The organism is Phormidesmis sp. 146-33, assembly GCF_052939515.1.
This window is the reverse complement of record NZ_JBJPHU010000017.1, coordinates 26,912-44,529: the sequence shown is the minus strand read 5'-3', so window position 1 is coordinate 44,529 and position 17,618 is coordinate 26,912. Positions and strand designations below refer to the sequence as shown.

Here is a 17,618-nt window from a genome sequence, read left to right as displayed (position 1 = left end):
ACAGCACTTTACCAAATTGACAGGCTTCTGTCAATTTAATCACCCTCTACCCGTTGTTATGGTTCGGTGCGTGCCGTCCCTTCGCGATCATGCTCATATCGACGTGCAACGTTGAACGGGGGTAGCCAATCCTCTCGACGACACATCCAGAGTTCATAGGTGGGTGTCACTTGATTCGGCCTATCGAAGGTGCCAGCAGGGATTTCGATTTCGTCGCCAGATCGTCCGAAGACCGAGGAGCCGCAAACTGGGCAGAAATAGCGATCGCGATAGTTGGACACCGTGCCAGTGATGCTGACCGCATCGGCAGGAAACACTGCAACAGTATTGAATACCGCCCCGTGGTGCTTGCGACAGTCTAGACAATGGCAAATGCCCACCCGAAAAGGCTCAGCAGAAATTTCCAGGCGAACTGCTCCACAAAGGCATCCCCCGCGATTTTGTACAGCTTTACCCTGTTCAAAATTAATTTCCGGTAGTCTGGTATCATTCATTGCTTCTAGTTTAGATAAAGTTCTCGTACTGAACTATCAAATTGTTGTACCACTATCAAAATCTTGTGATGGATTTCGATCAGGCACGTTGGAGTCCCATCAAAATAAATACAATCGAAACAGGACGAGCTAGAGTAAAACCACTCGCAAAACCAGGTGTTCAGAGTTCAACTTTGTGATAATCCAGCAGATTGGAATCTCCTCCTTTAGATGTAGAGAATAGTCTTGCTACATGGCTATACTACAAAGATACTACAGAATGTGGGTTGTACCATGTGCAATTTTGGCGATCGCATCGAAACAGCCCAGGAGATTTAATCGCTGCAGTCCGTCCATAATTTGCAGGGAAGTTAAGTATGCGTCAATTGAAATACTACATTGCTTGCACAGTCGATAAATTTATTGCCCGTAAAGACGGCTCATTTGACTTCTTCTTGATGGAAGGAGATCACGTTGCTGATTTGCTTCAACTCTTTCCGGAGACAATTCCAGCCCATTTTCGGGACAAGTTGGGCATTACTGCCGAGAATCAGGTTTTTGATGCAGTTGTGATGGGGCGCGGAACCTATGAGGTTGAACTCCATGAGGGGATTACCAACTCCTATCCACAGATGGAGCAGTACATTGTTTCTCGCACAGTAGAAAAAAGCCCTGATCCAACTATTGCAGTGGTTTCAACCGATCCTGTGGCACTGGTTAGAAAATTGAAGCAACAACCAGGTAAAGACATTTGGCTATGCGGTGGCGGAAATTTAGCAACAGCCCTTTTCCCAGAAATTGACGAAATGATTCTCAAAGTACATCCGATTCTACTCGGTTCGGGTATTGCACTGTTTTCAGATGTAGTTGAGTTAACTTCGCTGGAACTCGCCAATAGCAAGATTTACAACAATGGGTTCATGTTGCTGCACTATCGATTAAAGCGTTAAATTTTGAGCTACGATCGCGCCAAGAAAGAATGTGAAGCATACTCATCCACCAAAAGATGGAGAAATATTAGCTTCACCTCGTTGGATGAAGTGAAAAGCAGCCGCGACCGCTATTCTAAGAAAACTCTATCCAATAGAGAAACTATGGTTTTCTACATTCTGAGTCAATGTAGCGATGGGCGCAACAATCACTGGGAGTCAGCCCCTGCCGTAACTAGCCACCTCCAACCCCCTCTTAATGGATGAATTAAGGGTATTCAATGACCAAAACGTTTTACGCCATCTTAGCCAACTCGCTGGTGGCTGCACTGACCAACACGTTTGTCTGGTTTGCCGTCACCTTCTGGGTTTTTCTGCAAACTCAATCCGTACTGGCAACCTCAGTGATGGCGGGTGTGTATGTTGGAACGGTTGCCCTCTCTGGGTTCTTTCTCGGCTCGCTGGTCGATCGCTACCGTAAGAAAACGGTGATGTTACTGTCCAGCGCTTGCTCGCTTATTTTATATCTGCTGGCTCAGATCATTTTTAGCTCTACGTCACCCTCTGTTTTTACCGATGTGTCCAGCATTCCGCTGTGGATTTTTATTGTGCTAACTTTGATGGGAGCGATCGCAGGGAATATCCGCACCATCGCCCTACCAACCCTCGTCACCCTGCTGATTCCTGAAGCTGAGCGAGACAAAGCCAATGGTCTGGTGGGTACCGCCAATGGGGTGTCATTTCTCATCGCTTCTATCTTTAGCGGATTGGCGATCGGTTTTCTGGGTGTCTATTGGGTGATGGTGTTTGCGATCGCCCTGACGGTTGCCGTCATCCTGCATCTGAGTACTCTCCCCATTCCCGAACAAACGATTATCCATCCGGAACATCACACCCAACACATCGACATTCGCGGGACGATTCGGGCCATCGCGCTCGTCCCCGGCTTATTTGGACTGATTTTCTTTAATTGCTTCAATAATTTTCTGGGTGGTGTCTTCATGTCCCTGATGGATGCCTACGGTCTATCCCTGGTTTCAGTACAAGTGTGGGGAATTTTGTGGGGACTTTTAAGCCTGGGATTTATTGTGGGTGGCTTGGTTGTTGCTAAACGAGGGTTAGGAAAGAGTCCATTACAAACCCTATTTCTGGCAAATATTGTTATGTGGGTGATTGCCACTGGCTTTACGATTCAAGCCTCGGTTGCATCGTTAGCTATTGGGATGTTCATTTATCTCTGTCTAATTCCAGTCGTTGAAGCAGCAGAACAAACGATTCTGCAAACCGTCATTCCATTGGAACGGCAAGGGCGTGTTTTCGGCTTTGCCCAGAGTATTGAGCAAGCGGCATCACCCCTCACCGCCTTTATGATTGGACCGATCGCCCAGTTCATTTTCATCCCATTTATGACTACAGGGTCAGGCGTAGATCTAATTGGTGACTGGTTTGGCACTGGAGCCAATCGCGGCATTGCCCTTTTATTTACCCTAACCGGACTCATTGGGTTAATGGTGACGTTACTGGCAATGCGATCGCACGCCTACCAGAAGCTATCTGCAAATTATCAAAAAATGCTGGTTAGCGAATGATAAACTTGCGCCCTGCTACTTCCGCTGATTTAGACCTCCTGCAACACTGGGATGAACAACCGCATGTGATCGCCTCTGATCCAAACGATGATTGGCATTGGGAGATAGAACTCGATCGCACCCCTGATTGGCGAGAACAACTGATTGCAGAGATCGACGGTCGGGCGCTCGGATTCATTCAAATTATCGATCCGGCACGGGAGGAAAGCCACTACTGGAGGGATGTAGCAGAAAATCTTCGGGCGATCGACATCTGGATTGGAGCGGAGACAGATTTAGGCAAAGGTTATGGGACTCAAATGATGCACCTTGCCCTTACCCGCTGTTTTTCTGACTCATTGGTAACGGCAGTCCTCGTCGATCCGCTGATCAGCAATACTCGCGTTCATCGCTTTTATGAACGCTTGGGATTCCAATGTGTAGAGCGTCGTCAGTTTGGAGACGATGATTGCTTTGTCTATCGCCTAAATCGAGAGAATTGGCATCCTTTAGAAGAAAAAGAGGTCAATCTATGAGTTTCTATGTGCTTGGTTTTCCGGACATTGATGAAACCAGAATTGGAGTCGTTGGAGGTAAAGGGGCGAACCTGGGAGAACTTTCCAGGATTGAAGGAATACTCGTACCCAATGGCTTTTGTATTTCGACGATCGCCTATAACAATACTTCGGACAAAATTTGAGCAGATTTTCCGGCTCAAACCCTGACTCGCTCGCGGAACAGGATCTTATTTTCAAAGTTAGGAATAGAGCCAACTTTGAAAAAATAGCTCAATGCTGGAACCGTAAGCCCTGAAAGCTTTTTAGAAGCGTTCAAAAAACTGTCCGAAGTATTGCTATAAAAGAATCATTGAGAAAACACCGTCGATTAACGAATTACTGGAGCAGTTATCGCGTTTGAAGGTGAATGAGCGGGATAAAATCCGTGAAGTTAGCAGTGAGATTCGCAGGATTATCGAAGGGATAGCCATTCCTGAAGATATGAGTGAAGTGATCGCCCACTTTTTTCCAGGCTTGGAGAAAAAGCTGCCTACGCCGTCCGATCAAGCGCAACAGCAGAGGATTTACCCACAGCCTCCTTTGCAGGTCAGCAGGATACTTATTTAAATATTATTGGGAAAGAAGCAATCCTCAAGCACATCAGCAAGTGCTGGGCATCGCTATTTACCGAGAGGGCAATCATTTACCGCCTGCAAAACGGCTTCGACCACCGTAAAGTTTACCTGTCTGTGGTGGTTCAAAAGATGGTCTTTCCACAGATGTCAGGGATTTTGTTTACGGCAGATCCGGTTACTGGTAATCGAAAGGTGGTCTCCATTGATGCCAGTTTTGGACTGGGGGAAGCGATCGTCTCTGGAGTGGTGAATGCCGATAACTACAAAGTGCGGAACGGTAAGGTGATCGATAAGAAAATATCCACCAAGAAACTAGCAATTGGTGCTCTAAAAGATGGTGGTACAAAAGCACAGGAGATTGAGACTGAGCGGCAGAATCAACAAGTGCTGACAGATGAGCAGATTGTGCAGCTTGAGCGCATCGGTCGAACAATCGAAGCTCATTTCGGCAGTCCCCAAGACATTGAATGGTGTTTGGTTGATGATACGTTTTACATTGTCCAGAGTAGACCAATCACGACGTTATTCCCGATTCCTGAAATGAATGATCAGGAAAATCGCGTCTTTGTTTCTGTCGGTCACAACCAAATGATGACCGATGCCATGAAACCCTTGGGATTGTCTTTTTTTCTGTTAATGACCCCTGCACCCATGCACACGGCTGGTGGACGGTTATTCGTTGATGTGACAGCGACGCTGGCTTCACCTGTCGGCAGAGAAACGATATTAAACGTCACCTTGGGAAAATCTGATCCGCTGATGAAAGATGCGCTGACAACCATCTTGGAGCGGGGGGATTTTATCAAATTGTTACCTGATGATCAGAGTCCCGGCAAAAGCAGTAAAAGGCGATCGCTTGCGGATTTTCAAACCCTAAACGATTACGATCCGGCGATTGTGGCTGATTTAATTCAACAGAGCCAAGCCTCGATCGCAGCGTTAAAACAAACCATCCAAACGAAATCAGGAGCGGATCTATTTGATTTTATCCTGGAAGATATTCAGCAATTAAAGCAGACCAACTTTGATTCCCAGAGTTTTGGTGTGCTGATTACGGGGATGAATGCTGCCTCCTGGATCAATGAAAAAATGAACGAGTGGTTAGGCGAAAAAAATGTAGCGGACACGCTTGCTCAATCAGCACCCAACAATATTACGTCACAAATGGGTCTGGCACTATTGGATGTTGCGGATGCGATTCGTCCTTACCCGAAAGTCATTGAGTATTTGCAACAGGTCGAAGAGGATAATTTTCTGGGTGAATTAGTGCAGATTGAGGGTGGACAGGAAGCGCAGAGCGCGATCGCGACTTTTCTTGACCAATACGGGATGCGATGCGCTGGAGAAATCGATATTACGAGACCTCGTTGGAGCGAAAAACCACCCACACTGATTCCGATGATTTTGAGTAACATCAAGAACTTAGAGTCGGGTGAACGCGATCGCAAATTTGAGCAAGGGCAACAGTCAGCTTTAAGAAAAGAACAAGAGCTATTAGAGCGATTGCAGCAATTACCGGATGGTGAACAAAAGGTCAATGAAACAAAACGCATGATCAAGCTGCTTCGGAGTTTCATTGGCTATCGTGAATATCCCAAATACGGCATCGTGAGTCGTTACTTTGTTTATAAGCAGGCATTGCTGAAAGAAGTCGAACAACTCATCCAAGCAGGTGTGATTCAGGAAAAGGAAGATGCCTACTATCTCACCTTTGAAGAACTTCGCAACGTTGTATGCACAAATCAAATGGATTACTCAATCATCAGCAAACGAAAAGGTGAGTACAAACGCTATGAAAAACTAATGCCGCCGCGTGTAATCACGTCTGAGGGTGAAATCATTGCAGGTGAGTACAAACGAGAGAATTTGCCAGCTGATGCGATCGTCGGTCTACCCGTTTCCGCCGGAGTGATAGAAGGACGCGCACGGGTCATTCTCAACATGGAAGAAGCTGATCTGGAAGATGGCGATATATTAGTCACCACATTTACGGACCCTAGCTGGACACCCTTGTTTGTATCTATCAAAGGTTTAGTCACCGAAGTGGGTGGACTGATGACGCATGGAGCCGTGATCGCACGGGAATATGGTTTACCAGCGGTGGTTGGAGTAGATCATGCGACCCAACGGATCAAAGACGGGCAACGAATTCGCGTGCATGGAACAGAAGGGTATGTAGAAATTCTATAATGGGTAAGATGTTGTCTCTTTACGTGTAATAAACGAGACTTAATCTGACACTTCGTGTAAACTTGATACCGAATGGGAGTGTCACAATGAATACACAGGACAAGATTATCCAAAACAAACTGGGTATGTTCAATCTCGCCAAAATGCTGGGTAACGTCTCTCAGGCGTGCAAAGTCATGGGCGTTTCCCGCGATAGCTTCTACCGCTTTAAGCCTGTACACACTTGGCGTAGAGGTTCTGTCGTCTACGGTGAGCACTACAGCGTCGTCTAAGTGCGCTGTTTTGGTCCTCGTTATGATTGGCATGCACCTCAGATCCGGCACTGATAGCCGTAAATGGATGCTCAGGGTAAACCCACTCAATCCGCCTGTTGCCTTGAGAACCTTTGATTTTCATGGCGACTTCTAGCCCTTCGCGCCAAACCTTGCAGCGCTGGTAATCTGGGTAGGCTTCTCCTAATTTGAGATAGACACAGGCAAGTTTCCACAATGCTTTACCATAGCGCCGGTCACCATCAGTAAACCAACGAATGAACTGGGCTGGTTTTGCCCAATTCCAGGCTCTTTGAATGCCTTGCTCAAACAATTGAGTCTGCTTTTTGCCTGCCTGGGCGGTAGTCCAATAGCGACTCTGGCGTTCGATGAAATGGATTGTTCAACCTTTACTGGCTTCCGGGGGGAAGGTTCTCGCCGACACGAGTGTACAGTTCATCCCCTTCGAGCATGACATCAGACCCTTCCGGTGCCGGCGGTGATCACTGAGGAGTTTGCTGGGCAAGCCTTTGCTCCTAACGCATGATGGTTGAGTGAGACTTGCCAAACGACCGGTCGCACGAATGCCCAATCCTTTGCGGACATTCAAAGTCGCACCCACAATTACTGATGAGGTTCGTAGCTTTGACATCGGAGTGCCTGTTCGCTCGTTGAATTGTCGCTTGCAAGCCTTGCACCGATATTTCTGAACAACACTGTTATCTTGACGCCTGGTTGTCCCATTTTTCTCTACATTTTGGCTTTGGCAAGTTGGACAGTTCATTGATGCATCCTCAACGCTGACTTTATTTTAACTACCATCCTTTAGCAAACCAGTGCCTGAAATTCCAGACGATCAACTCAGGCTAATCTTTACCTGCGCTTACCTGGCACTGGCAATTGAGACTCAGGTGGCTCACACACTGCGAATGCTTGGCGGACTCGAAACCGATGAAATTGCCCGTGCCTTTCTTGTGCCAAAGGCGACGATGGCGCAACGGCTGATGCATGCCAAGCGCAAAATTCGGGATGCAGGCATTCCCTACAAAGTGCCAGACACAACCGACGTACCCGCCCGAATAGATGCCGTGTTGAGCGTCATCTATCTCATTTTCAACGAAGGCTATGCGGCGACCCGTGGTCAAACAATCATCAGAGCCGATCCGTGTGCCGAAGCGATCTGGCTCGGTCGCCTCGTGAGGGCGTTGATGTCCCCACAACCCCCCTCAGAAGTCACGGCACTGGTGGCACTGATGTTGCTGCACGATGCACGTCGGGATGCCCGTTTAGATGAGCAGGGCGATTTGGTGCTGCTCGAAGATCAAGACCGTCGTCGTTGGAATCAGCCGCAAATTGCTGAGGCACTGCCACTGGTGGAAGAGGCACTACGAGACGGCACAGGATCGTTTGCCCTGCAAGCGGCGAAAGCTTCGCTCCACGAGTGTTTGCAGCCCTTCGGCGTCAGGCAGCACGAGCAGAAGACACCGATTAGGTGCAGATTGTTCAGCTTTATGCAGTGATGGAACGCTTGCACCCATCCCCGATCGTCTCACTAAATCGGGCAGTGGCGATTGCAATGGTCGAGGGATATGAGGTAGCACTCACCCTTCTGGATGAACTTGCTACCGAACTCGACAGCTATCACCTGTTTTACGCCGCTCGTGCTAATCTGTGGCGACGAGGCGGAAACGCTGTCGCTGCTGCCCAAAGTTACGATCGTGCGCTGAAGCTCGTAACTAATAACAGTGAACGCCGCTTCCTGGAACGTCGGCTGCGCGAAGTTCAGCTTTAGCTAGACTGAGACCGTGACGTTGATCGCTACCAGCGAATATGGCGGATTTGTATTGCTATCCGTTTTAGGGGGCGTAAGATTCTGATGCCAGGAGGTTTGAGCGCAAGACCTGTAGAATGAGCAATTTCCTCTGCAACAGTCGCGATCGTTTTTCTCTCGGTATTGAGATGGACTGCGAACTTTTCGTCTGATAAAGCGTTCAAGCATCGATCCAGGTGACGCGCACCCCAAGAGTTGCTGCCATCCCCGCGCCATCGCAACCGACGCAGAATCGTCTCGCGAGAAGCCAGTAAAGTAAAGTGATACACCTGTAATCCCTCTCGATGCAATGCACCGATGATTTGCTCGTGATAGAGCGGATTGACAACCGTCATTGGAACAATGATGACACCTGAAAAGTTCTCAGCAACGTATCGCAACGTTTGGTAAGTGAACTCACGCCAGACGGGATGGTCTTGAAAGTCTCGATGCATCTGAGGTGGCAGCACTTTACGCAGTGCAAAGCCAATTTGCTCAGGATCAAACACAAAACTACCCGGAATGCGGCGATGCAGCTCGAAGGCAGTCTGAGTTTTGCCAACTCCAAATGCTCCGTTTAACCAAATAATCATCAGCAATAGCAATTCTCTCAGATCGGCTACAACATAGCACTGGCTTGATATTGAGTCACGCAAACCAACGCTTTGGGAACATTGCCTCGATCTCCAAGAGTCTCTCGAAACGAACCACTGCCTGTAAACTGAGAAATTTTGAGTCTCTGTTATGCGGCACTACGGCACTGGTCTGTTAATGAGTGATGTGTAAAATGGTTGCATCGCGTGGATCAGAGCTGATGCACTGCCCAGAATGTGAAAGTCAGCAGGTCGTCAAGAACGGCAAGGTTACCCTCCAAGACGGTTACGACTCCAGCAATGGCAATGGGATACTGTGGTCGCCCAGTCTCGATGCTTGAATTGCTGACACAGCGAGGCTTCGCCTCCCTCATCCCTTAAAAGACCAGTGCCCCGATTTGCGGCATTGGATGGAGAAGAGGAAGAAGCGATCGTATTAATCGATATCGGCAACCACGACGAGGTGTATTAGGCATTCAACGCCCCCAAAATGCCTGTTGTCATCTCTACTGCGTTTGGCATCCGCACAAATTGTCACCATTGCTGAAATTAATTCTGTAATCTTACGGAAACTGCCGACAGAAGTAGAAGAATTAACTACAACTAAAATGTAGTCGTTTGGCGGTGGCTTATGGATGCTTTGACTGGAGCGACGATCGCAAAAATTGCCTTTGATGAGTTTGTGAAGTCTGGAGCCGGAGAAATCGCGAAGAAAGCGGTCGGCGGCGCGATCGAGCAGTTGCGATCAACGATTAAGGCACGATTTAAGGGGAATCAGAAGGCGGAGGATGCGATTGAGAAGATCGAGAAAGAGCGATCGCCCGAAGCGCTCGAAACACTTTCGGGGTATCTAGATTACGAAATGGGTAATCCTCAATTTGCTCAAACGTTACAACAGTTGGCGCAGCAGGTGACCAATGTTGGTGATCAGACTATCAATGGTGATCAGACTATAGAAGGGAGTCGAACGTATACTCAGACTGCTGGACGAGACATCTTCACTATCGAGAAAATTGAGGGCAGAGTAAATAAGCTGGGTGGTTCGTGAGCATGATGCACTCAGACGGGCAGTACTCTAGACGAGATATTTTTAACATCAACAGGCTTCAAGGCAATTTGTTTGTCTTGAACGGGGAATCGTCTGCTCAGACTCAGCCTGACAGGACAAATCTCTTTGATTCCCATAGATCGACACCTAACTTTGTTGGGCGAGATACAGAACTTGCTCGGTTGCACAAGATTTTGCAACGAAAGGATGCAGTCGTTTGGGTAGCTGTCTATGGGATGGGTGGTGTAGGAAAAACTCAGCTAGCGATCGAATATGCCAAGAGCTATCAGGAGAGTTACTTTCCGGGGGGAGTATGTTGGCTGAATGCACGGGAGGATCTAGCTTCTCAAATCATCCAGATTGCTGAATTGGATTTGCAACTTCCAGGAGTTCGTGATGAGTGGGTAAGATCCTTGCCAACAGAGGAATTGGTGCGATGGTGTTGGCGGCATTGGCAGCCTTGTGGTCAAGTTTTAGTGGTGTTAGATGATGTTCCAGATGCCGAACACTGGGCGATATGTCAACGTTTTCTGCCGAATCTGAGTCAATTCCGGTTGCTGTTAACAACACGGATGAGGGGACTGGATGCCAACTTTGTTGAAATTGAGCTAGACGTGTTGCAGTCTGAAGCAGCACGGGGGCTATTAGGGCATTTAGAGAAACTGGAGCGAGTATCACAAGACCCTAATACTGCTGATGAGTTATGCGAAGCATTAGGATGGTTGCCTCTTGGAATTGAATTGGTGGGGCGGTATTTAGCGTCAGATCGTTTTTTGACATTAAAAGAGATGTTAGGTCTGTTGCAGGCTGAAAAACTGAGATGTGAGGCTTTAGAGCGATTGCCGCAGTATCAAATGACGGCACAGCTTGGAGTTAGAGCCGCTTTTGAGTTGACGTGGAAGCAGTTGGATGAAGATAGCCAGGTAGTAGCAAGGCTCTTGAGTCTATTTGCACCAGATGCAATCCCTTGGTGGTTGGTGGAATGGATAATGCAGCGAGTGAAGGGAGAAGAGTATTTGATCCGAAAAGCGCGGAAGCGCTTAGATAATGCTTCGGTGGTGCAGATTAGTAAAGAAAATTTAGAAGTTTGCCGATTGCATACATTAATTCAGAACTTTTTAGCTGAGAAGCACCGAATTGCAGCTGGGACAACCGGAGATCAATCATTATTGAATGCATTCACGTCTATACTGGTCGATATTGCCGCACAGATCCCTTGCAATCCAACTAGTCAGCAAATTCTGATTTTTATACCAATTCATTCTCACTTGCAAGAGGTAGCACAGCACCACACACAAGAATTGCAGGGCGAAGATCTTTTATATCTATTTAGTGGTCTTGCACAATTCTATGAAGGGAAAGGACTCTATGCTGAGGCAAAGATTTGGTATGAGAAGTGTCTGGAAGTAATACATTCTCACTATGAGAGTGGTCATGCTGATGTTGCAATGACGCTCATGGCTGTAGCACGCTTCTATCAAAAGCGAGGGATTTTAGGCAAGGTTGAGTCACTTTACATACAGTCTTTAGAAATGTGGCAGCGATTGCATGAAGATGATCATTCTGATGTGGCAAATACTCTCTGTGATTTAGCAGGTTTTTACCTAGACCAAGCACGCTTAGAGGAAGCTGAGTCTTTTTGCATACAGTCATTAGAAATGAGGAAACGGCTGCATGAGGATGATCATCCTAATGTGAAAGGGAGTCTCAATCAGTTGGGGGTATTACGCCTTTCTCAAGGGCGGCTGAGTGAGGCTGAATCGCTTCTTTCACAATCTCTAGAAATGGGTGAACGATTGTTCGCAGGTGACAATCTTAGTATGGCAAGTAGTCTTTCCAATTTAGCATTGCTCTATCTGATACAGGGGCGATTGAGTGAGGCTAAAACATTCCGGGTTAGATTACTGAATCTGGCACAACAACATCTTGAAGGTAATTATTCTCATCTAGGAGCTAGTCTCGCACAGTTGGGAGCACAATACTCGGTGCAAGGATACTCAAACGAAGCTGAAAAACTTTGTGTACGAGCATTGGAAATACAGCAAAAACTGTACGAAGGTGATCATCCGAACGTAGCCGATAGCTTCAATTCTCTAGCGTTCTTCTACCTGACAGAAAAGCGTTTAGATAGAACTGAGTCTCTTTTTTTAGAAGCACTAGAAATGCAGCGGCGGTTGTTTGAAAATGACCATCCCGATATTGCAAGCAGTCTCATGGATATTGCAGGACTCTACCTAGTACAGGGGCGATTGGGTGAAGCTGAGTCTTTCTGTTTGCAAGGACTAGAGATGTATCAACAATTGTTTGGGGCTAATCATCCCAACATGGCAACTGCTCTTTTCAGAATTGCCATGATTTATAGACTTCAAGAACGATTGAGTGAGGCAAAACAGGCTTTTCAACAAGCTTCTGAACTTTTAAAGCTGAGCGAAGCAGGATACAGTACCCAACAGATTTTGGAGCTTATGGTTAGTGTGATTGCTAGTACTCATTCAAACTTTCAAGATCTTCCACAGTCTTTAGACGAAGTGTTTTCAATGCTTTTCGATGAACCCTAGAGAAAAAGTAGGGTATGTCAAACAGTTTGTGTCAAAGATAGAAATCTAAATTTGGCTTCTAGATTTTGAATTGAGAGATTACCTCAATCGCTAAATGTAAATCACGATCGCGAAAGCTTGGATTATCGTGTAACTGCAACAAAATCCTGATCAGCCTCCCAGCGCCAAATCAACTGGGTTCTCTGGTTCTGCGTTGGGCTGGCGACCCTTGCGGTATCTGCAAAGCAGCCCGTCCTTCTCATCGCATGGCTCCAGAAATAAGTGCAAAGTAGCGATCGCTGCCGTCATAACGGAACCCATAAGACCACATTTGTGGGGAAGATCGATCTTCATCCGCCCGATAATCGCGCAGGCTCACGATCGCCACGCCATTTTGCCTCAAGCACCTGTAGAACCCTTGGAGCGCAACTCGGATCTCATCTTCGCCAGGGAGATGGGGCAAGGAGTTGTCAGCACTTAGCACGACATCAAATCCAGAACCATGAATTTCGGCACAGTGACGCATATCTGCCACTTTGAACGTAACGTCAAGTCCTCGTGTCACCGCTTCTTGGCGCGCCCGATTCACTGCTGCTGCTGATAAATCAGATGCCGTTACCCAATGTCCGAGGGCAGCGAGTCCTAATGCCTGCGTCCCAATGCCATAGGAAACATCCAGAATGGATAGAGGTGCTGAACCAATGAAGTCGCTGACAACACCATTGAGTGCCTCCCCCTGCCGTTCGATGGCTTCGTTCCAATTTGGGTAGACAAGGTGATAAAGATTGGCAATTTCGTCGTACATCCCAAAATTGACTCCAACTGGGCTAAGAACCGTGGCACTTTGTCTCTGAGGATCTTATGCAAGCGTTGTGTATCCCAGGTCAGTCAGTACTTCTTTGATCGTGCGTTCCGCGAGTGCTACCAATCCAGGGTTCGTCTCAGCGTAATACGGCATAATTAGAACGGCTTGGTGAAGGGCATAGCCTCTCGCTCGATTCCACGTATCGTCGTCAACATCGAGAGCAACACGAAATACCGATCGTCCAATAGGGTTGAAGACACTCCAGGCAGCAATGACATCCGCAGCCGGATCACCCACACCAATGCCGCCAAAGTCGATCACCGCCCGCAGCCGTCCGCCTTTCACAAGCAGGTTCGATCGCAGCAAATCTGTGTGTATCCAAACGGGTGTTCCATCCCAAGCGGCTGCTTCGAGTACGCTGCTCCAAGCCAGTGCAATCGCATTCCTGTCGATCGTGCTTTGCAACGCCTCTATTGCCGTGCGCGTCGCCGTGTCCAGTTCGCGGAGTGGCTTACGTCCAGTGGGGGGTGTGCCGACGGGATCAACGCGGCGTAGTTTGATGAGGAATTGCGCTAAATCGGCAGCAGCCTGACGTTCATCTTGGATCAGGTCATCTTGATACGGATGACCCTCAATCCAGCGGTAGATCGCCCAGGGAAAGGGATACTCCCTTGTCGGCTGCCCCTTTGCAACTGGCTCAGGAATATGCAGCGACAGATGTGGAGCAAGCTTCGGTAGCCACTCCCACTCTTTCTCGATATCTCGCGCCCATGACTCCAGGAGCGGAAATCGCGCACAGAAGTGATCACCGAGCCGATAAATTGCGTTTACCGTTCCTGTGGACTGCATTGCATGAATTGGCAGATTAGCAAACTGGGGGAATTGTGCAGTCATTAACCGTTCAACGAGGAACTCGTCGATGTCAATTTCCCCTTCATGCATCTTTATACGGGGTCTGAATTCCGCATCTGGTCGTCTTGACATAACTCCATGCTTTATCTTGACCGACGTTTAGACAGATCAAATCTCACGCGCATGGTACCACGGATAAAAGTTAGTTGTATTATATTTGTAGTATTAAACTACAATCTGTGGTATAAAACTACATCTCTAACCTCGGCACGAATTGGCTTGTTTGCGCGTAACCAATGCGATGTGCTGGATTATTGGCATTAACCGGAGTGGATATGGAAGTGCGGATTGAACCTTACAATGCTGACAATCTCGATGCCGTCATTCAGCTTTCGCTGCGAGCCTGGACTCCGGTGTTTGAGTCAATTCAGAACGCGATGGACGTTGAAGTGTATCGATCGTTTTATCCCAATGGTTGGCGGATGAGCCAGCAAAAGGCGATCGAGGATGTCTGTGCTGCTGAAGACATAAACGTGTGGGTTGCACTCGATTCAGGTTCCACTGTAGGGTTTGTCGCCGTGAAACTAGACTCCGAATCCAGGATGGGCGAAATTTACATGATTGCTGTCGATCCAGACTTTCAAGGTCAAGGCATTGGCAGCACTCTGATGGAATTTGCGCTTGAGCAGATGAAAGAGACTGGGATGACGATTGCAATGGTCGAAACAGGAGGTGATCCGGGTCATGCTCCAGCCCGTCACACTTACGAAAAGCTGGGCTTCGGGCTGTGGTCAGTCGCCCGATACTTCAAGAAACTCTAGGGGTCGATCACGCTAAATTTCCATTAGTTACTCAGTGTTGCTGTACAAAACTTGCATCTTCTCGATTCGTTACCCTGAAGATCAAGTTCGCATGGACGCTTAACTCGGCATGGTTAATCCTCTGCTGATCACCAAGTTGTATCTTCCATCGCCACCTTCACCGGGGCAGTTGCCCTTAGTGCAGCGAAAACGTTTGCTGGAGAAATTAAATCAGGGATTAACCAACAAACTGATCCTGATTTCGGCGGCGGCGGGTTTTGGGAAGACGACCCTGTTGAGTGAATGGGCACATGAACTCAAACTCCCCGTCAGTTGGCTTTCTCTTGATGAGCGGGATAATGATCTCACTCGCTTCTGGACGTATGTTGTGACCGCTTTACAGCAACGTCATCCAAACATCGGCGAAGCGACGCTAGCGATGCTGCAATTCGTTTCGCGAAGCTCCGAAGGATCGACGGAACCGACTTCTGCTGAAGCATTTTTAACACCGCTGATCAATGAACTCGCGCAACTCCAAACCGACGTAGTTCTGGTTCTAGATGACTATCATCTGATTAACACTTCTGCGATCCACGACGCACTTATTTTCCTGCTGGAACATTTGCCGCTTCAGGTGCATCTCGCGATCGCCACTCGGATTGATCCACCGCTATCGATCGCGAGATTGCGCGTCCGCGCTCAATTAACAGAACTCCACGCCAACGACTTGCGCTTTACCCATGAAGAAGCAGCGGCATTCCTGCATCAGTCCCTCGCTCAACCCTTAACCGAGGCACAGATCGCGACGCTGCAAACCCAAACTGAAGGCTGGATTGCAGGATTACAACTCGCGATGCTTTCGCTGCGGGAAGCGGCAGATTCCGAGGCATTGATTGAGTTGTTTAGCGGTAGCCAACGCAATGTGCTGGATTATCTGGTGGAGGAAGTTCTAGAACGGCAATCTCAGCTCGTGAGGAAGTTTCTGCTGCGGACTTCGATTTTAGAGCAGATGTGTCAATCTCTCTGCAAAGGTAACTACTCAGGCTTAAAACATCATAACGATTTGCGTCAAAGTACAGAAGTAGAAGTAGAGTTTGGAGAAACTGACGCAGATTAGAGGTCAACCTCATTGAGTGACTCCCCTGCCAAAAAGCTTGCCATCAGCCGTGATGAAATCCGAGCCGTCTACGCGCAGGGGGAAGAAGCGGTCGTGGCATTGGTCGAAGGATTACTGCACCGAATCGCAGAGCTAGAGGCGCGGGTTGAGCAGTTAGAGAATCAGGTGAGCAAACATAGCCGCAATAGCAGTAAGCCCCCCTCAAGTGATGGGTTCAAGCCGCAGCCGAAAAGTCTACGCGGCAAGCGTGAGCGAAGCAGTGGCGGACAGAAAGGGCACCCTGGACAAACGTTAGAGTGGTCGTTTGAGGTGGATTACGTCGAATCTCATCCGGTGGTGGCGTGTGAGGTTTGCGGAAGTTCATTAGTCGAGACAGCAGTGGAGTCGTGGGACATCCGCCAAGTTCAAGATTTAGCGCCGATGCGGTTGGAAGTGACAGAACACCGGGCGCAAGTGAAGTGCTGCCCTCATTGTCAGACGCTGAATCGAGGGAAGTTTCCTCAAGATGTGAATCGCGTGGTGCAGTATGGGGCGCATCTGAAGGGATTGATGGTGTATCTTCTGGATTACCAGTTGTTGCCCTCGGCACGAGTGCAAGAACTGTTGTCGGATGTGCTGGGGTGTGAAGTTTCAGAAGGAACGCTCTACACGAGTCGAGACCGATGTTTTGCAGAACTTGCGCCTGTGGAAGTTGCCATTGCCCAACAGATTAGCCAAGCCGAAGTGCTGCACTGTGATGAAACCGGGATGCGGGTGCAAGGCAAACTGTGGTGGTTACATGTCGCCAGTACAGAGGGCTTGACCTGCTACTTTGTCCACGCCAAGCGAGGCAAAGACGCGATGGATGCCATGAACATTTTGCCCGCCTATGACGGCATCAGTGTGCATGATGGACTCAAGAGCTATGCTCAATACCCTTGCGGTCATGCCTTGTGCAATGCTCACCATCTGCGCGAGTTAGCTTTTATCACGGAGCGCTATCAACAGAGTTGGGCCCAAGAGATGAGCAGCTTGCTGTGCGAGGTCAAACAACAAGTAGACCAAGCTAAATCTGGGGGAGAAACCGCGCTATCCGAGGAACGGATGCAGGGGTTTGAGCAACGCTATCAGACCTTGATTGATGCCGGGCTTGAATCTAATCCGCTGCCCGACCCATCCCCGCCCGATGCCCCAAAATCCAGGGGGCGACCCAAGCAATCGCCTGCGAGAAATCTACTAAACCGCTTGCAGCAACACCAAGACCAGGTGTTAGCCTTCATGGTCGATTTTCGCGTCCCCTTTGATAACAATCAGGCGGAGCGGGATTTACGCATGATGAAGCTCAAGCAGAAGATTTCCGGTGGGTTTCGCTCTGTTGCAGGGGCGCAGCAATTTGGTCGCATTCGTGGCTATATCTCTACCCTCAAGAAGCAAGGGTTGAATGTATTGGAAGCGCTTACGCAAGTTTTCTTGGGCAATCCAACTCTGCCCACTGTCATTCAACCTGAGTAGTTACCTGCAAAGTCGTAGTCGG

Annotated in this window: 17 protein-coding genes and 3 pseudogenes; 15 read left to right on the top strand and 5 right to left on the bottom strand. The window is 48.3% G+C overall.

The genetic code is table 11. The features are described from left to right. Positions 1 to 56: 56 nt before the first annotated feature. A complete protein-coding gene (locus ACJ2PR_RS09425; RefSeq protein ID WP_446868647.1) occupies positions 57 to 494 on the bottom strand; it encodes a GFA family protein in 438 nt (145 codons plus the stop codon). 356 nt (positions 495 to 850) lie between these two features. On the opposite strand from ACJ2PR_RS09425, the gene ACJ2PR_RS09420 reads away from it, so the two are divergent. The 7 genes and pseudogenes from ACJ2PR_RS09420 to ACJ2PR_RS09390 all read left to right on the top strand — a co-directional run. Continuing rightward, positions 851 to 1,423, top strand: coding sequence for a dihydrofolate reductase family protein (locus ACJ2PR_RS09420; RefSeq protein ID WP_446868646.1), 573 nt, complete (start codon positions 851 to 853; stop codon positions 1,421 to 1,423). Positions 1,424 to 1,683: 260 nt separating this feature from the next. Continuing rightward, positions 1,684 to 2,991 carry an MFS transporter gene (locus ACJ2PR_RS09415; RefSeq protein ID WP_446876836.1) on the top strand — a complete coding sequence of 436 codons (1,308 nt, stop codon included), beginning with the start codon at positions 1,684 to 1,686 and terminating at the stop codon, positions 2,989 to 2,991. Then, on the top strand, positions 2,988 to 3,506 hold the full coding sequence (locus tag ACJ2PR_RS09410) for a GNAT family N-acetyltransferase (protein ID WP_446868644.1): 519 nt from the start codon (positions 2,988 to 2,990) through the stop codon (positions 3,504 to 3,506). The genes ACJ2PR_RS09415 and ACJ2PR_RS09410 overlap by 4 nt, the downstream gene beginning before the upstream one ends. Next, entirely contained in the window at positions 3,503 to 3,670 is a 168-nt protein-coding gene (locus tag ACJ2PR_RS09405; RefSeq protein WP_446868643.1) for a PEP/pyruvate-binding domain-containing protein, read from the top strand. Before ACJ2PR_RS09410 ends, ACJ2PR_RS09405 begins: the two co-directional genes overlap by 4 nt. Before the next feature lie 214 nt (positions 3,671 to 3,884). Further along, positions 3,885 to 4,094, top strand: a complete 210-nt coding sequence (locus ACJ2PR_RS09400) for a hypothetical protein (RefSeq protein WP_446876835.1) — start codon at positions 3,885 to 3,887, stop codon at positions 4,092 to 4,094. Beyond that, positions 4,052 to 6,292, top strand: a pseudogene (ppsA, locus tag ACJ2PR_RS09395) (phosphoenolpyruvate synthase); the annotation flags it as partial. The gene ACJ2PR_RS09400 and the pseudogene ppsA, both read left to right, overlap by 43 nt. An 86-nt stretch (positions 6,293 to 6,378) precedes the next feature. Then, positions 6,379 to 6,504: pseudogene (locus ACJ2PR_RS09390) on the top strand (helix-turn-helix domain-containing protein); the annotation flags it as partial. Positions 6,505 to 6,514: 10 nt separating this feature from the next. Here ACJ2PR_RS09390 and ACJ2PR_RS09385 read toward each other — a convergent pair. Then, a pseudogene (locus ACJ2PR_RS09385) lies at positions 6,515 to 7,327 on the bottom strand (IS1/IS1595 family N-terminal zinc-binding domain-containing protein); the annotation flags it as partial. 52 nt (positions 7,328 to 7,379) lie between these two features. Between ACJ2PR_RS09385 and ACJ2PR_RS09380 the strand changes: the two are divergent. Together ACJ2PR_RS09380 and ACJ2PR_RS09375 are read left to right on the top strand one after the other, a co-directional pair. Then, positions 7,380 to 8,063 (top strand): RNA polymerase sigma factor, encoded by a 684-nt coding sequence (locus ACJ2PR_RS09380; protein ID WP_446876834.1) that lies wholly within the window; start codon positions 7,380 to 7,382, stop codon positions 8,061 to 8,063. Next, on the top strand, positions 8,063 to 8,335 hold the full coding sequence (locus tag ACJ2PR_RS09375; protein WP_446876833.1) for a hypothetical protein: 273 nt from the start codon (positions 8,063 to 8,065) through the stop codon (positions 8,333 to 8,335). The genes ACJ2PR_RS09380 and ACJ2PR_RS09375 overlap by 1 nt, the downstream gene beginning before the upstream one ends. Positions 8,336 to 8,361: 26 nt before the next feature. On the opposite strand, the gene ACJ2PR_RS09370 is transcribed toward ACJ2PR_RS09375, so the two are convergent. Continuing rightward, on the bottom strand, positions 8,362 to 8,946 hold the full coding sequence (locus ACJ2PR_RS09370) for an AAA family ATPase (protein WP_446868640.1): 585 nt from the start codon (positions 8,944 to 8,946) through the stop codon (positions 8,362 to 8,364). Positions 8,947 to 9,140: 194 nt separating this feature from the next. Between ACJ2PR_RS09370 and ACJ2PR_RS09365 the strand changes: the two genes are divergently transcribed. From ACJ2PR_RS09365 to ACJ2PR_RS09355, 3 genes are all read left to right on the top strand, one after another. Beyond that, entirely contained in the window at positions 9,141 to 9,287 is a 147-nt protein-coding gene (locus ACJ2PR_RS09365) for a hypothetical protein (RefSeq protein WP_446868639.1), read from the top strand. A gap of 290 nt (positions 9,288 to 9,577) precedes the next feature. After that, positions 9,578 to 9,994, top strand: coding sequence for a hypothetical protein (locus ACJ2PR_RS09360; RefSeq protein ID WP_446868638.1), 417 nt, complete (start codon positions 9,578 to 9,580; stop codon positions 9,992 to 9,994). A 2-nt stretch (positions 9,995 to 9,996) separates the two neighbouring features. Further along, positions 9,997 to 12,552: a tetratricopeptide repeat protein gene (locus ACJ2PR_RS09355; protein WP_446876832.1), complete on the top strand. Its 2,556-nt coding sequence runs from the start codon at positions 9,997 to 9,999 to the stop codon at positions 12,550 to 12,552. Between the two features lie 238 nt (positions 12,553 to 12,790). Here the strand turns inward: ACJ2PR_RS09355 and ACJ2PR_RS09350 are convergent, their stop codons facing one another. After that, positions 12,791 to 13,336, bottom strand: a complete 546-nt coding sequence (locus ACJ2PR_RS09350; protein WP_446876831.1) for a class I SAM-dependent methyltransferase — start codon at positions 13,334 to 13,336, stop codon at positions 12,791 to 12,793. 54 nt (positions 13,337 to 13,390) lie between these two features. Then, on the bottom strand, positions 13,391 to 14,230 hold the full coding sequence (locus ACJ2PR_RS09345; protein WP_446876830.1) for an aminoglycoside phosphotransferase family protein: 840 nt from the start codon (positions 14,228 to 14,230) through the stop codon (positions 13,391 to 13,393). Positions 14,231 to 14,484: 254 nt separating this feature from the next. Here ACJ2PR_RS09345 and ACJ2PR_RS09340 point away from each other — a divergent pair, with 254 nt between their 5' ends. The 3 genes from ACJ2PR_RS09340 to tnpC all read left to right on the top strand — a co-directional run bounded on the left by ACJ2PR_RS09340 (position 14,485) and on the right by tnpC (position 17,596). Next, positions 14,485 to 15,009, top strand: coding sequence for a GNAT family N-acetyltransferase (locus ACJ2PR_RS09340; RefSeq protein ID WP_446876829.1), 525 nt, complete (start codon positions 14,485 to 14,487; stop codon positions 15,007 to 15,009). 109 nt (positions 15,010 to 15,118) lie between these two features. Continuing rightward, a complete protein-coding gene (locus tag ACJ2PR_RS09335; RefSeq protein ID WP_446876828.1) occupies positions 15,119 to 16,105 on the top strand; it encodes an AAA family ATPase in 987 nt (328 codons plus the stop codon). A 12-nt stretch (positions 16,106 to 16,117) separates the two neighbouring features. Next, complete coding sequence (gene tnpC, locus ACJ2PR_RS09330) at positions 16,118 to 17,596, top strand: IS66 family transposase (protein ID WP_446876827.1); 1,479 nt, start codon at positions 16,118 to 16,120, stop codon at positions 17,594 to 17,596. Positions 17,597 to 17,618: the final 22 nt, after the last annotated feature.